Here is a 15,751-nt window from a genome sequence, read left to right on the forward strand (position 1 = left end):
CCGAAACATGTGCTTTCCTCATGCTCAGTTAGCATAGTGCGTACTTTTTAAATTGGGTAAGTGTATGCATAATTATTAGACACTTTTCGATAACATGTGCAAAATAAGAAGAGTTAATTTTTGTCTACCAATCACTCAGTTATGAAGTCGCGTGTCAAGGACAGTCAATTAGCCTGTAATTTTCATTTAGCAAATTTGGCGCGGAGAACTCTATGTCTTGGAGTGACAACCATCAATCAATTACGGTTTTAATTGTTGAACCCCACGAAACCATTCGATCTATGATAGCCAGCACAGCTAAAAAGCTTGCGCCAGAGGTTACCGTGGTTCAAAGCTCGAATGGAGTAGATGCAAGGGAGAAACTCAACTACAACGACATCCAGCTGATCATCTCTGAATGGAAGTTGCCCAAATTAGACGGGATTTCACTGCTACAATATGTTCGCAGCAACCCTCGTACAGCACAGATCCCCTTTGTAATGACTTCTGCCACCATAGATCAAGGGAATGTCATGCAAGCCATTCAAAGTGGCGTATCCGAGTACATCGTCAAACCTTTCTCTAGCCAAATCTTATTATCCCGCTTACAACGGGCATTGAGTAAGCCTGTACGGCCGATGAAAGCAGCACCTACTGAGCAATCAGAACAAAAAGAACATGTCACGCAAGTATTAGTGGTCGATGATGTTGCCGACAACATAAAAGTGATCAGCGATATATTACGTAAAGACTATAAAGTTAAAGCAGCACTCAATGGCAAAAAAGCCCTGCAAATTTGCGCTATGGAACCACAACCTGATTTGGTCCTACTGGATATTATGATGCCAGACATGGATGGTATTGAAGTCTGCAAGCGCCTTAAAGCCGATCCCACTACGCAGCATATTACGGTGATATTTTTATCCGCATTAGAGCAAACAGAACATATCGTAAAAGGCCTTGAGCTGGGTGCTGTGGACTACATCACCAAACCGGCTAATCCGTCCATAGTACGATCACGGGTAAAAGCACACTGCCGTGCCATTGACTCTAATCGCCTGATGCGTGCGCAAATAGATACCATGATGGAAAATGCCAAACTCAGGGAGCAATTTGATACCGTAAACCAACAAGAGGTGGTCACGCCCATAAAAGAAATACAAACCGCCAGCAACTCACTGTCAAACCACTTAAACGACCCCCAAAAAGCACAACAATATCTAGATTTTATCCAGCAAAATTGTCAGCAATTACAACTGCACCTAGATAATATGCAAGCGCTACAAAAAATTGAGCGCAATGAATATGACTTGAAGCCCACTGCACAGGCCATACACACCGTATTAGATAAGGTGTTGCTAGGATTAAGTCATATCATTTCTCATCAGCAAATCAACATCACCAACTCTGTGCCAGCGAACTTAAAGGTCAGTGGAGAGCAGCAACTCTTATTCGCGTTATTCACCCATTTAATACAGAACGCTTTGGAGGCCACTACAAAAAATAAAGCCGTCACTATCAACGCCCAAACTGAGAGCCAATTTCACATTATTGAAGTGCACAACTCAGACCCCATTCCGCAACAAATACGGCATCAATTTTTAGAAAAATTTGTCTCCCATGGCAAAGAAAACCGCTCAGGTCTGGGTACTTATACGGCCAAGGTACTCACAGAGCAGCAAAAAGGCTTCATTGAATATCGCAGTGATGAGCAATCTGGCACATCCGTTTATGTCAGTTTGCCCATCGCCTAATGCGCTATTGAACCAAAGGTAATGACACCGTATGCGTCACATCAACGCTAGGTTTTAACCAAGGGATGTGAACATAGCTGGGGTAATTTTCATCGTGCAACACGCTAATAGTCGCGACAGTGGCTTGCGCCATGGTTTGAAATGACACGGGTAACCCACTGTTAAAATGCTTTTGATGATGCCATTTTGCTGAGCGAAAAATAAACCTCAATTTACAGCCCTTTTCGATGTCCCTTGCCACCCAATCAAAATCGTCCAACTTAAGCTCGAAAGGCGTTTGGATGGGGGTTGAAATGGGCATAGATAAACTATCTCGATATTTAACACGCCGATATGCTTGGCTTAATAGGCGCACTGCATCATCTTTGCATACTTCAAACGCATCTAAGTAGATATCTGTATCCACAACATCCATTTTCAACCAGATTGAGGCGTTAAATTGGCCGAACAACCTGCTTGTTTTGGTCAATGAAGGGGTCTCAAAAACCACATAATCGCCCCCCTTTTGAGGCAAGTTGACTGTGCCTGTCATATCCAATTTTATTGGTAATGTCACCGCAGCTTTAGGATCATACACATAGCGACTTTTAGCCTGCTGATTGGTATCTGTGTTCACCAGCAAGTTACGCAACAAGACCCGTTCTCCTTTTGAGCCAGATTGCAGTGCTTCTTGTCCAAACCAATGCCCTGACTTTTGCACATATTGGATCACGGGTGAGTGTAAATACGCTGGTTTGCGCTCACCTTTTAGAGTCCAATCAAACCAGTCTAAATACAGCTTGGGCATATCAATCAAAGAATGGGACGAAAATTGCGCTTCATGAACCCGACTTTTTGGTTTTCTCGTCCCACTGTGATCCCAAGGTCCCATCACTAAATAATGATGTGCAAATACGCTAGGATCTCCCCATTGTTGATGAAGTTTGTAATACTTTAATGTGCCGCGTTGATCACCATCATAATGACCCGTGATGGACAATATCGGTGTAGATATGGCCGCATAATCATTGCGATTAGGCACCATATTTTGCCAATATATATCGTAATTTGGATGTGCTAGCCAAGTTTGATAAACCTCAGATAGATGATTTTTTTGCTCATCTAAATCCTTAAATGCCGTGCCGCTATTCTTTTGCCTTACATATGCATTATCCCACCCATCTCCCGAGCCATAACGCTTACTGTCCGCTTTAGATAAAACAAAGTCCAGCCAAGAGATCGTATAATCTGAGAAGATATTATTTCGCATGGGAAAATCATACCCTGGGTATACAGAAGCAATGGCAATCATTGAGTGTAATGAGGGCGGTCGATATTTCTGTATCGCCCACTGAGTAAACCCTCGATATGATCCACCTAAAGTACCCACTTTACCATTACTCAAAGGGTGTTTAGCCAAATATTCAATGACATCATAACCATCTCTTCCCTCATCTAAAAAAGGCGTGAACTGCCCCTGCGAATCGCCTAAACCGCGACTGTCTACAGCAACAAAGATATAGCCATGCGCACTAAAATACCCCCCTCTTTGCGTCGCTTCCGCACGTCCATACGGTGTAAATTGCACAATAACAGGATATTTTTCAGTATGACTTTGAGCCTGATCAGGCACATACACAGTAGCCGCCAACTTGGTAGTATCTCGAAGTGGTATGGTTACCTCTTGCACAGCAAATCCTTTAGCGGGAAACCACATGAGAAAAATCAGTAATATTGCAATATGCATAGTCCGTCCCTAAATAAACACCAATTTAATACGGTATAACATAACCAAAAAACCTCAGCAAATATAAACGATTTATCCGCCAGATAACGCATACCTCAAGCAAACATCAGTGCAATGCATAATGCATACGTATTCATGAGATAATCCGACAAAGCATGCTAGGTTTATCCTGATAGGATAAAAAACACGCTAATTTCGCTTGTGCAAGGATCTGCTTAAATGAACACACTCGATAAGTTACTGAAAGAAAAACCATATACGCTCGTACGATATGCCCTCTGTAGTGTACTACTTAGTTCAACTTCACCAGTATGCATTGCCACCAATGACGTGATGCTACAAGGCTTTTATTGGGATGTGCCTGTGGATGAAGAGAATAAAAACGGGATTTGGTGGGACCACTTAAAGCAACAAGCGCCAAGTTTATCTCAAGCAGGGTTCGCCAGTATTTGGATACCGCCTCCTTCGAAAGGGAATTGGGGGATTATCGATATGGGCTATGGCGTATACGACCACTATGACCTTGGTAGCTATTTACAAAAAGGCAGTATCGAAACGCGCTTTGGCAGCCAAAGTGAACTGACAAGCATGGTCCACTCACTCCAAAGCCATAATATCGAAGTCTATGCCGATGTTGTCCTCAATCATATATACAGCAATGAACACGACAGTGAAATCAACCCCGCAGTCAAAGCGTATGCAATGGGCAAAGCGCATCAACACCTACATGTTGCCTATCCCAGCAATGAAATTAGCTGGCAACTTAAAGATGTACAAGGGCGTGTTTTCATTAAGATCCAAGGCTATGGCGCAACCATGCCTTGGAGCCAACACATCAGTACTAGAGGATATACGCTGAGCATCACAGACGCTAACCACACTATTACGCCAGATACCATCTATGTAGAGCAAGAGCCCAATGACGGTCATTACGCAACAATACGCCCCGGTAGTAATGCTTTTTCTGGAATAAATACCTCGCTGAGAGGGCAAATTATTGATCAAGCGGATATAGACGAATATTGGTTGGATGTGCCTGAGAAGACAACGATCTATATTAAGCTCGTGGCAAAACAAGGCGACCCGAATAGTTCGACAGCTTGGGTTAATGCACCGCAAAATAATGGCTTTTTGCCAATTGAAGTATGGCAACAGCGCGTACCAAACCAAGCGAGTACCAATATTACCACCTCACATTTATTTGCCTACACCAATACACGGATCGCACCACCTCAGCGAGTACCAGATGGTAACTACCCGAGCAGCGACGATGGCTGGCGATATAATGACTTTCATCCTGTCGATGGCAACGACTGGCTGGGAGATTTGGGTAATGATGATGTGATCACCAATACCAAATTTTTTGGTAATGATACCAACACCTTTTCACCTAGAGTCCAAGAGAAATTAATTGATTGGGGGAAGTGGCTTAAAACAGAACACCACTTTGATGGCTTTAGACTCGACTTTGTACGCGGGTTTCAGCCGGAGTTCGCAGCCCAATGGGTTAACAGCCTGCCTAAGAGTAATGGTAAACAACCATTTGTCGTCGCTGAGTATTGGGGGGGAGACAGCAGTATCAAATCATGGGTGGACACGGTTCAAAGTGCTGGAGCTGACATTGATGCGTTTGATTTTCCATTAAAATCTGTGCTTACACAAATGAGCAATCAAGATCAAAACTTTGATATGCGCACACTCAATAACGCAGGGCTAGTAAGAAATGGCCGCGGTCATCAGCTGCCTGGCACGTCGGTAGTCACCTTTGTTGAAAACCATGATACCGGTAAAGAACATGATAAATGGGTGAACAAAGACCATAAACTGTCCTACGCCTATATTTTAAGTCATGAAGGTAAGCCGACCGTCTTCTACTCCCACTATTTTGGGATCAAGCAGCACGACTACCATAAGCCAAACATCACGACAGAGGCACCTACCAGTTTGCATCAAGATATCAAGCAATTGATATTTGCCAGAAATACTTATATGGATGGCGGATTAGTTGTACTTTCTCAACAAGGTGCGCCCTATGGAGACGTGCAACATGTCTATGTGGCCAGACGATTTGGTAAACACCACAAACAGGGTGCCGTTATCGTATTGAACAACCACGACACTGAGCGAAAAGGCGTATGGGTCAGTACCCACGCTACTGGGTTTAGTGATTTGGCGGGACAAACACTCGTGAATGCCTTTGACACCAGTGACAAAGTCACCATCTATGAGGATGGCAGGGGATATTTCACCGCCCCTAGCCGAGGTTACACCGTATACGTACCACAACGGGATTTTCAACCCTATACACTTGTCTCATCAGTCACTATGCATTAAATCACCACTAGCCCATACTTTGGGCTAGTTTATTTTCAATGGCTTGCAAGCACACTCGAAGGCTCAAAGGTACCTGCCTGTCAAATGTATGTAACGCAAAAACCGGATTTGGCGCCAAGCTATATCCAGGAAAAACCTCACATATTTGAGTCGTATATTCTGATACCTTAAATTCTGGTACAAGCCCTATTCCCGCACCCTGAGCTATCATGGCGAAGCACGTTTCAAAAGTATTTACTTTACAACTGGCAATGGTAGAAAACACTTTTTCGTGTCCTTTTTCAGACGTAAGAATGTGCTCTATATGTCGCGGTTGCCACCCATTAGCAATGTACCTCAAATTCTCAGGAGGTTTTCCTGTAAGCAGTATTGGTGCGGCACACAACACATCTTTAAACTCCCCTATCCAGCGCTGTTTCGCATCGCTGTTCTCTGAACGACCCACGCGGATTGCCAAATCAATACTGTGTGCCTGCAAGTCTAATTGCCGATCGTCAGCCACCAGCTCTAATTCAAGTTCAGGGTACTCTGCAATAACAGCGGCCAGTGCTGGGGCTATTAACGTCGTCATTAAAACATTCGGTGCCGTGATCTTGACTTTACCTTTAGGTATCTCATTGAATTGCGTCGCTTCCAACCAAGCTCGCTGAGCTGTTTGATTGATTAACTTGCACTGCGCATAAAAAGCTTGCCCTGCCACCGTCAAGCTTTGCTTTCTTGTCGTACGCCGCAACAGCATCACCCCAAGGTCTTGTTCAAGTGCTTTTAAATGTTGACTCAACACCGACTTAGACAATCCCAACGTATCTGCGGCAGCGGTGATAGAACCACTTTCTACAATTTGTGCAAATAAAGACATATGGCGCAATTTACTCATCAATTGTTTACCCCAATTAAACAATGCGTTCTTTTTAGCTTGTTTTTCTAATTTAATTAGCACGCTAAGCTAACACAAGTTTAATTTCACGGAGCATTCAAATGAGCATAAACACAACACAACTAGCACTATGTAAAGCCGGTATTGCTGCATGGCAAGACGCATTCAACCGTCAAGATGCGCAAGCCTGTGCACAGCAATATACTGAACACGCAACGATGAAAGCCTTGCCATTTGGCGAGTTTACAGGTCGCGCGCAAATTGCCCAATTTTGGCAAGACATCATGAACCAAGGTTTTAACCGTGTTGAATACAGTGAGGTTGATTGGCAAGTAAGCTCTGATGGCGGCTACATTTTGACGTCAAAGTGGACCATGAATAAAGCCTATGGCGTTGTGCATAAAGAGCACTGGATCGTCGAAAAAGATGGACAGGCACGCCTCATTTATGACGAGTTTGAAGTGTTAGGTGAGAAGTAACGCTTCGTCATGGCCGAACACGATTCGGCCATGAAAGCCATTTATTGCTCGCCTTCTCTTGCGACGTAAGCCTGAGTACCCCACAAAGGCACCGTTGATAAACTATGCTTAAAGCTGCCTGATGTTTCTTTAGTACTATAAGATAAATACATCAGTGTTTGGCTTTTGGCATCATAAATACGACGCACTTTCATACTTTTTAAAAAAATACTCTTGGACTTTTTAAATACCACTTCACCAGATTTAGATTTATCGATAGTGGCAATCATAGCCGATGTGATCTCACCCGTTTGACGGCATGAAATAGCGCTATCACTGGGATCAGATAAGCTCAAGTCTGCTTCAACGCTGGCAACATGACATGTCACTCCTGTCACCACAGGATCAATCATGGAGTCTAATTTAATATCTTTTAGTGTAAACAAGCCCAATGAAACATCGCCGACCTCACTGTCAGAGCAGCCTGTGAGCAATAACCCCATTGCTAATACCATGTATTTTTTCATTGCCTTTCCTTTTTTGATAAGTCACCAACAAGTTGACTCTCTGATCCCATCTTACCTCAACCTGAACTAAACGAGATGACGTTTTTTATTAAATCGCCTATTTTCATTTCTTTCTGTTGCTAATACAGGAAAAGTCGATACTATCCACAGCCGCAATAATTTCATTTAAAATCTCAATAGGGATCAGAAGTATATGAAAAAATGTACTGCAGCTTTAGGCTTCATTATCGTCCTAAGCGGTTGCCAATCGACACCACCAGAGGCCGATCCTGGTTCAGTTCGCTTAGATAGTCCGGAAGTACACAGTCAACCTTTCAATGTAAAATTGGCAGTGGGCACAGATAAAGGCCGCTCAATACCAATCGATGGTACTCCACTTGGTTCAGATGAACTGGGGTATTACGCCAGTATAGAGATGTCTCTAGGAAGCGGCTTTTCTGCTAAGTACCAAGAAGGTAAAGCGGTTAAAGGCGCAATAAAATACCAGTTTGCTGGACAGCATGCAGAAACCGCACAAGCAGGTAATATCTCTCATGCCATTACACTTGGATACTTAACTGATCATGAGTCTGGTAGAGAAAAAGGTAAGAACGACAGTTCCCACTCTACAAAGTGGGAACTTGACCATGACCTTATTGATATTGCTTGGATAACAGGTTATCGCCTATCAGAAGAGGTACTTATATACGGCAGCGCATTTTATCAATTTGGTGACATCGATGGCGCTTACTATCGTACCAACCTTAAGGGCTGCATCGAATCTCGAGTGCCAGAATGTGTCCTAAGTCACTTTTCAGATGATGGCTCTGCATATGGCCTTAGCGTAAGTGTTGAATATGCAATTACACAAAGTTTGCTCTATTCAATAGAAGTCTCACACAGTCGCACTAATTGGTTCAATCGCAACGAAAATGACACGCTCGTTAATGGAAATATTACCTACCAATTTTAAGTAACCATGTTCTCAACACTCTGTGCTTTATCAAACCTGTGATAAAGCACGGCGCTGTCAAGCCCCCTCAGTGCGTCCCCATATCAAGAATATGACCTTTATCCATACAGATGGCGTTTTTCATAAAATCGTCTATTTTCAATTAACTTTGTTGCTATTATGGGAAAATCCGATACCATCCACAACCGCAATAATTCTCATTTTTAAATTTCCCAGGGATAAGAATAATATGAAAAAATGTGCCGCAGCCTTAGCCTCTTTAGTCGTACTATCAGGCTGTACTTCAACCCCTGAAGCTGACACAGGGTCAGTTCGATTGGATAGCCCAGAAGTACACAGTCAACCTTTCCATGTAAAACTGGCAATCGGTCTAGATAAAGGTCAGCCAATTCCAATTGGAGATGCGCCGCTTAAGTCAAACGATACCGGTCTTTTCGCTAGCGGTGAAATGTCTCTTGGTGCTGGCTTGTCAGCTAAATACCAAATAGGTAAAGCTGTCAAAGCAACTTTAAAATATCAGTTTTCAGGACAGCATGCAGAAGCATCGCAGGCCGGTAACGTTTCTCATGCTATGACACTTGGTTATTTATCTGATCACGAGTCTGGTATAGAAAGTAAAGAGGAGAGCAATCTCTCTCCTGCGGCCAACAGAGCTTGGGATTTAGATCATGATCTTATTGATATTGCGTGGATAACTGGCTACCGCTTATCAGAAGATACGCTTTTATATGGCAGTGTATTTTACCAAACTGGTGAGATTGATGGCACTTATTATCGAACAACATCCGATGGCTGTGGTGAGCGGTACGCAGCAGAATGCGCACTAAACCATTTTTCAGATGATGGCTCTGCATTTGGCGTTAGTCTGAGCCTTGAATATGCGTTCACAAAAAGCTTTCTAGGTTCATTAGAGATCGTTCATAGTCGCTCAAATTGGTTCAACCGCAACGAAGATGACACACTTATTAATGGTAATTTTATCTACCAATTTTAAGTTGTCACCCCGTCAATACTCTGTGCTTTATCAAACTGTAATTCACACAGTCTTTGATACAGTACAGAGCTTTCAAGTAAGTCCTGATGTGTACCCATATCAACAATTTGACCTTTATCCATCACCACTATCACATCCGCATGGGTCACGGTTGCCAAGCGATGTGCAATAATCAGAGTCGTCCTGTTTTGCATTAATTCATTGAGTGCCGCTTGCACGTGAAATTCACTCTGCGCATCCAATGCACTGGTTGCTTCGTCCAACAACAAAACCTCAGGATCTTTTAAAATAGCGCGCGCAATGGCGATACGCTGTTTTTGACCGCCGGACAATCTCACCCCCTGCTCCCCCAAAAAGCTGCCATAACCATCGGGAAGTTGCGCTATAAAGTCATGAGCATGAGCACGCTTTGCCGCCTCTATCACTTGCTCATCTGAAGCATCAGGATTGCCATAACGAATATTATGCCAAACGTCAGAGCTAAATAAGACAGGATGCTGTGGCACCATCCCCATCGAGTGGCGCAGTGCATGAAGTGACACCTGAGTGAGTACTTCATTATTGAATTTTATATCCCCTTGTTGAGGATCATAAAAGCGTTGGAGTAGTTCAAATAAAGTCGTTTTCCCTGCGCCTGACGGCCCAACCAAAGCGACAATTTTTCCTTTCGCAATAGATAAATTAATATCTTTGAGCGCAGGGGTCTCCGGTCTTGATGGGTAGTAGAAGTCCACATTGTTAAAGGCAATACTCACTTCGCCGGTATGCTGCATTGCAACGGGCTCATCAACATCTTTGATGGCACTGTCAATTTTTAACAATTCAAGTAAACGACTGGCTGCACCTGCTGCGCGTTGTAACTCTCCATATACTTCAGCAATGGTCGCCACCGACATCGCGACCATAATGGCATAAAAGATGAAGGCACCTAACTCACCGCCCGTCATGCGCCCCTCTAACACATCCATCCCCCCCACCCACAGCATCACGCTGATGGCGCCAAAGGTCAGGAATATGACCGCCGCGATTAAAAAAGAACGCTGCTTAATGCTTTGACGAGCCACGTTAAACGCTTTTTCAACCTCACCGCCGAAAGCGTGTTTTTCTTTTTCTTCATGGGTGTAACTTTGCACTACTTTAATATGCTGAATGATCTCACCTGCATACGTGCTGATATCAGCGATAGCACTTTGGTTATTTTCAGACAACCTACGCACCCGTTTGCCAAAAATCATAATGGGGACTAAGGTGAGTGGCACACAGGCTACCACCAGCAAAGTCAGCTTAAAATTGGTCACAAGCAGCATGATTAAACCACCTAACAGCACTAATGCACTGCGCAGTGCCATCGAAAAAGAAGACCCGACGATAGATTGCAGCAAAGTCGTATCCGTGGTCAAACGAGACATCATCTCACCACTGCGATTCTCTTCAAAGTAACTCGGATGAAGGTGTACTATTTGATTAAATACCGCTTTACGAATATCCGCGCTAACGCGCTCTCCAAGCCAACTCATCAAATAAAATCGACAAAACGTCCCAACAGCCACTAAAGAGATCAAAACCACTAGTCCAGAAATAGCTTGTGTCAATTGCGCTTTGGACCCAGCAATAAAACCGCTATCAATGACAAATTTCACACCTTGACCAATGGACAAGTTGAGCCCTGCGGTAATTAATAAAACCAACAAAGCCAACATAGCAACCCATTTATAGGGTTTAATAAATGCCACAATGGGTAACAAACTGGCAATGGCTTTTTGCTGCTTTTCTGGGGTTGTATTGCTCAAACTGCTTCCTTTTCTGACCCTAGAATAGGGTTGATATCTCTATATGTGTTCAGTGTGCCATATTCACATCATGATTAAAAAGAACACCACGTCTTTGTGGCTAAGCAAATTGCTACAAAAAGTAACAAAGCAAAATACAGACAACGGAGAGTGGCTAAAAATAAAGCTTAAATTCTATCCCAATTACATATAGAATAAGTTATAACCAAAAAGAATATTAAGTTCACGATTTTAAATCACACACAATAGGAGTAGGTAAATATGAAAAGCTGGGTAAAGCAAAGTATTGCAAAAATAGAAGCCGATCAGAATCGCTCTGCTGATACGCATTTATTTAAATTTCAGTTACCTCAGTTTAATGATATTTATTTATACCTCAAAGACGAAAGTACTCATCCAACGGGTAGTTTAAAACATCGCCTTGCCCGTTCACTGTTTTTGTATGCTCTATGCAATGGCAAAATCAAAGAAAACACCACCGTCATCGAAGCCTCTTCTGGCAGTACAGCTGTGTCTGAAGCGTATTTTGCGCAAATGATAGGTGTCCCATTTATTGCGGTTATGCCTGCTTCAACGGCGCAAAGTAAGATAGATCAAATTCAATTTTATGGCGGACAATGTCACTTTGTGGAGTGTGCAACACAAATGCATGACACCGCAGTGGCGCTTGCACAACAGAGCAACGGCTACTTTATGGATCAATTTATGTATGCAGAGCGTGCAACGGACTGGCGTGGTAATAATAACATCGCCGAAAGTATTTTTAACCAAATGAAGTGTGAGCCCTATCCAGTCCCTAGCCTTGTCGTCATGGGCGCGGGAACCGGCGGGACTTCTGCCACACTCGGCCGCTACATACTTTACAAAGGCTATGAAACTGAACTCATGGTTGTAGACCCTGAATTTTCCGCTTTTTATGAAGGCTATCAAACACGCAACGAGTCACTTTGCACTGGCCGTTCTAGTCGAATCGAAGGGATAGGTCGACCCAAAGTAGAGAAGTCTTTTCAGCCCGATGTCATTGACCATATGATGCGGGTGCCGGATGCGGCCAGTATCGCAGCGATGTTATGGCTCGAACAATTCACAGGCCGTAAAGCGGGGCCATCGACAGGCACTAACCTGTGGGGGGCTTTAACGAGTGCAGAGAAAATGAAGAATCAAAATAAAGGCGGGGCCATCGTCACTTTAATTTGCGACAGTGGCGAGCGTTACTTAGACACTTATTACAATCCACAGTGGGTGAAAAATAACATCGGTGATATTACGCCCTATCAGCAACAACTCGCAGCTTGGTTTGACACTTAACAGGTGTTTGGCAGTGGCATCGCCACTGTCCAACGACTGCTAAGTGACATAATGCATCAATCCCAAATATCAGGTGCTGTTTCGCCTTGTATCACAACATCACCAGTGCGAAATGAGAGATTCTCGCCCTGTTGCTTTTTATTCAGATAGTCATGAGTCAGGCTGATTATCGTTGGGGTAAGTAACACGATCGCATAGACATTAACCAACGTCATCAAACCCAAAGACATGTCCGCCAGATTCCATACCTGTTGTAAGCTGGCATTTGCGCCCCACATCACCATTGCCAAATACATGCAGGTATAACTCAATCTGCCCACTTTATTGTCAAGTTTAAAAAAGTGCAAATTACTCTCAGCGTACGCATAATTGGCAACCACAGAGGTAAATGCAAATAGCGTAATGGCTACAGCAATAAAATCATCTCCAAACTCGCCAAAATGTACTGCCATTGCTTGCTGTGTAACACTGATCCCTGCCATTTCACCACTGCCCCCCACACCTGCAAGCAATACAATGACCGCTGTGCAGCTACACAGTACAATGGTATCTACAAATACACCCAGCATCTGAATATACCCTTGTACAACAGGGTGGTTAGGGTTGGGCGCAGCCCCTGCGGCTGCATGTGGCACACTACCCGCACCAGCTTCATTAGAATACATACCTCGTTGTATTCCGCTTTTTATTGCCGCACCTAACGCCCCCGCAGACGCCTCAGTTAATCCAAAAGCGGACAACACAATATCGCTGATAAGTCCGGGTAATTGCGTAATGTTAACAGCACTAATGATAAGCGCAGTCAGAATAAAAGTGGCTCCCATCCAAGGCACTATTAATTCAGCAAAACGGGCTATTCGCTTTAGGCCACCAAGCACAATCATACCGGCAATCACAGCGATAACGGCTCCACTCAAATAAGTGGGCACCGCAAACGTGTTGTTCAACGCTTCTGCTATGGTATTTGCCTGCATTGCACTAAAGCTTGCACCATAGCCTAAAAATAAGCACAGCGAAAACAATACCGCGAGCCAAGTTTTACCCAGCCCCGCTCGAATATAATATGCAGGACCTCCTCGAAATTCTTTGCGGTTATCTTTTACTTTGTACAACTGACCAAGCACACTTTCTGCGAAACCGGTTGCCATTCCCAGTAACGCGATGACCCACATCCAAAATACAGCCCCACTGCCACCCAAAGAAATGGCCATGGCAACGCCTGCCAAATTCCCCGTCCCCACGCGTGCACTTAAACCTGTGCACAAGGCCTGAAATGAACTGATCCCGTTAGAGTCGGCACTGGTGCTGTGCCTTGCAAGCGAAAACATGTGCTTAAAGCCTGACAATTGGATAGCGCGCAGCTTAAATGTGAACCAAGCGCCGGCAAACAGTAAAATATAGATAAGGAGCTGACCGTCACCCCATAGTAATTGATTAATAAACGCGATGATCTGCTCGAACATAGACTTCCCGATGAGTAGTGACACACCGTGCGCACCCATTAAGCTATCAAGGTGAACACAATTGACTAAAGTTTACTGATTGTTAACATAACAGTGGGGTGAAAAATATACAAACGCATAAACTTGTGTGGCAACATATTCATTCCACAATTTAGCGATTCAATTATCATACTAATCCATACTATTGAGACCATCATGTTAAATAGAGTGATCCAATTATTTCCCCTATGGGCTCTGTTATTGAGTACCGTTGCTTATTACAGCCCTGAACTTTTTACGCCGTACAAATCTGCCATCATTCCTGTCTTAACCGTGATCATGCTGAGTATGGGGTTAACACTCACTTTATCTGACTTTAATAAAGTCATGCAAACGCCGAAAGCCATTGCCTTAGGCGTACTACTGCAATACTTGGTGATGCCTTTAGTTGCCCTGACCATTGTGTATACATTTAATTTAGATGATGATCTGAGCCTTGGAGTAATCTTGGTAGGCTGTGTCGCTGGCGGGACTGCCAGTAATGTGATGTGCTTTTTAGCTAAGGGCGATGTTGCTTTGTCTATCACTATGACCGCCATCAGTACATTATTAGGCGTGTTAGTCACACCGTTTTTAATCTCATTGTATGCTCAACAACTGGTGGATATTCCGACTCAAGCCATGATCTTAAATCTGCTAAAAATCGTGCTGGCACCTGTCTTAATTGGCTTATTACTTAACACCTTTTTACAAAAGCAAGTTGCTAAAATACAGGCCATTTTGCCCCTGGTGTCTATGACAGCCATCGTTTTTATCATCGCAGTCATTGTGGCACTCAATCACGCCCATATTGCATCTGTCGGCCCAGTCATATTATGTGCAGTTATTTTACACAATGGGATTGGCTTATTAAGTGGATATTGGGCTGCGAGGTGGTGTGGGTTTCAAGAAGTGGTCTGTCGGACTATTGCCTTTGAAGTTGGACTACAAAACTCAGGCCTTGCAGTGGCTTTAGCAATGAAGTTTTTCTCACCGGCTGCGGCAATTGCGGGCACTGTATTTTCGATATGGCATAACATCAGTGGCTCTATACTGGCGAGTATCTGGAGTAAACACGCTTTACCAGCTAAGCCTTCATCAACACCTGCACAGGATCAGGTTAATTAGTCGTTTTTTCAAGCTTCAGTGCAACATGAGTCGAGACCGCAAACCCCAACGTGTGGCGGTCTTGTTTCAGCTCACAATACAATCGGTAATTGCTGGCGGATGCAAAGTTAAAAATCCCTTCCACACTGCCTTGGTGCTGCTTGTTGGCACACTTAGCTTGAATGCGATAAACACCTGGTGATATGTTCAAGCGATCAAATGTAGCACTGACATAAGGCAAACGACCACTCAGCTCCTCACCTTGCTCATTCCAAATGTATTCAATCACTGCAACATAATCATGGGCAAACTGTCGTGGGCCTTGCTCTACGGCAACTTTTGCTAGGCGGGTGTGCTCGGCACCTTCGGGGTTATAGGTAAATGGTGCTGATTGACAACCTGCTATACCGATACACAAAAATGTAAGTAAGCACTTCCTTCTCATCATATAATTCCAATCTGTT

At 43.8% G+C, this 15,751-nt stretch carries 13 protein-coding genes; 7 read left to right on the forward strand and 6 right to left on the reverse strand.

What is annotated here, in order from left to right; all coding sequences use genetic code 11:
• Nucleotides 1-212: 212 nt before the first annotated feature.
• Nucleotides 213-1,733 (forward strand): response regulator, encoded by a 1,521-nt coding sequence (locus JF50_RS26525; RefSeq protein WP_052262762.1) that lies wholly within the window; start codon nucleotides 213-215, stop codon nucleotides 1,731-1,733.
• A gap of 4 nt (nucleotides 1,734-1,737) precedes the next feature.
• Here JF50_RS26525 and JF50_RS25020 read toward each other — a convergent pair whose 3' ends face one another.
• A complete protein-coding gene (locus JF50_RS25020) occupies nucleotides 1,738-3,459 on the reverse strand; it encodes a CocE/NonD family hydrolase (RefSeq protein WP_039611966.1) in 1,722 nt (573 codons plus the stop codon).
• Between the two features lie 219 nt (nucleotides 3,460-3,678).
• Here JF50_RS25020 and JF50_RS25025 point away from each other — a divergent pair, with 219 nt between their 5' ends.
• Complete coding sequence (locus JF50_RS25025) at nucleotides 3,679-5,793, forward strand: alpha-amylase family glycosyl hydrolase (RefSeq protein ID WP_052262764.1); 2,115 nt, start codon at nucleotides 3,679-3,681, stop codon at nucleotides 5,791-5,793.
• A 7-nt stretch (nucleotides 5,794-5,800) separates the two neighbouring features.
• Here JF50_RS25025 and JF50_RS25030 read toward each other — a convergent pair whose 3' ends face one another.
• On the reverse strand, nucleotides 5,801-6,670 hold the full coding sequence (locus tag JF50_RS25030; protein WP_039612214.1) for a LysR family transcriptional regulator: 870 nt from the start codon (nucleotides 6,668-6,670) through the stop codon (nucleotides 5,801-5,803).
• A 101-nt stretch (nucleotides 6,671-6,771) separates the two neighbouring features.
• Between JF50_RS25030 and JF50_RS25035 the strand changes: the two genes are divergently transcribed.
• Entirely contained in the window at nucleotides 6,772-7,149 is a 378-nt protein-coding gene (locus tag JF50_RS25035) for a YybH family protein (RefSeq protein WP_039611967.1), read from the forward strand.
• A 41-nt stretch (nucleotides 7,150-7,190) separates the two neighbouring features.
• Here JF50_RS25035 and JF50_RS25040 read toward each other — a convergent pair whose 3' ends face one another.
• Nucleotides 7,191-7,655: a CreA family protein gene (locus JF50_RS25040; protein WP_039611968.1), complete on the reverse strand. Its 465-nt coding sequence runs from the start codon at nucleotides 7,653-7,655 to the stop codon at nucleotides 7,191-7,193.
• A gap of 193 nt (nucleotides 7,656-7,848) precedes the next feature.
• On the opposite strand from JF50_RS25040, the gene JF50_RS25045 reads away from it, so the two are divergent.
• Together JF50_RS25045 and JF50_RS25050 are read left to right on the forward strand one after the other, a co-directional pair.
• Nucleotides 7,849-8,607, forward strand: a complete 759-nt coding sequence (locus JF50_RS25045; RefSeq protein ID WP_039611969.1) for a hypothetical protein — start codon at nucleotides 7,849-7,851, stop codon at nucleotides 8,605-8,607.
• Between the two features lie 229 nt (nucleotides 8,608-8,836).
• Nucleotides 8,837-9,601, forward strand: coding sequence for a hypothetical protein (locus tag JF50_RS25050; protein WP_039611970.1), 765 nt, complete (start codon nucleotides 8,837-8,839; stop codon nucleotides 9,599-9,601).
• On the opposite strand, the gene JF50_RS25055 is transcribed toward JF50_RS25050, so the two are convergent.
• Entirely contained in the window at nucleotides 9,598-11,391 is a 1,794-nt protein-coding gene (locus tag JF50_RS25055) for an ABC transporter transmembrane domain-containing protein (protein WP_039611971.1), read from the reverse strand. The two genes, JF50_RS25050 and JF50_RS25055, sit on opposite strands and share 4 nt — an antisense overlap.
• Before the next feature lie 261 nt (nucleotides 11,392-11,652).
• On the opposite strand from JF50_RS25055, the gene JF50_RS25060 reads away from it, so the two are divergent.
• On the forward strand, nucleotides 11,653-12,699 hold the full coding sequence (locus JF50_RS25060; RefSeq protein WP_039611972.1) for a PLP-dependent cysteine synthase family protein: 1,047 nt from the start codon (nucleotides 11,653-11,655) through the stop codon (nucleotides 12,697-12,699).
• A 56-nt stretch (nucleotides 12,700-12,755) separates the two neighbouring features.
• On the opposite strand, the gene JF50_RS25065 is transcribed toward JF50_RS25060, so the two are convergent.
• The gene (locus JF50_RS25065) at nucleotides 12,756-14,162 is read right to left on the reverse strand and encodes an alanine/glycine:cation symporter family protein (RefSeq protein WP_039612215.1); all 1,407 of its coding nucleotides are present in this window, start codon (nucleotides 14,160-14,162) and stop codon (nucleotides 12,756-12,758) included.
• 195 nt (nucleotides 14,163-14,357) lie between these two features.
• Here JF50_RS25065 and JF50_RS25070 point away from each other — a divergent pair, with 195 nt between their 5' ends.
• Nucleotides 14,358-15,308 (forward strand): bile acid:sodium symporter family protein, encoded by a 951-nt coding sequence (locus JF50_RS25070; protein ID WP_039611973.1) that lies wholly within the window; start codon nucleotides 14,358-14,360, stop codon nucleotides 15,306-15,308.
• On the opposite strand, the gene JF50_RS25075 is transcribed toward JF50_RS25070, so the two are convergent.
• Nucleotides 15,301-15,735 (reverse strand): hypothetical protein, encoded by a 435-nt coding sequence (locus JF50_RS25075; protein ID WP_152614633.1) that lies wholly within the window; start codon nucleotides 15,733-15,735, stop codon nucleotides 15,301-15,303. The genes JF50_RS25070 and JF50_RS25075 overlap by 8 nt on opposite strands.
• Between the last annotated feature and the right edge of the window lie 16 nt (nucleotides 15,736-15,751).

The organism is Pseudoalteromonas luteoviolacea (assembly GCF_000814765.1).
In the GTDB taxonomy this organism is placed as follows: domain Bacteria; phylum Pseudomonadota; class Gammaproteobacteria; order Enterobacterales; family Alteromonadaceae; genus Pseudoalteromonas; species Pseudoalteromonas luteoviolacea_H.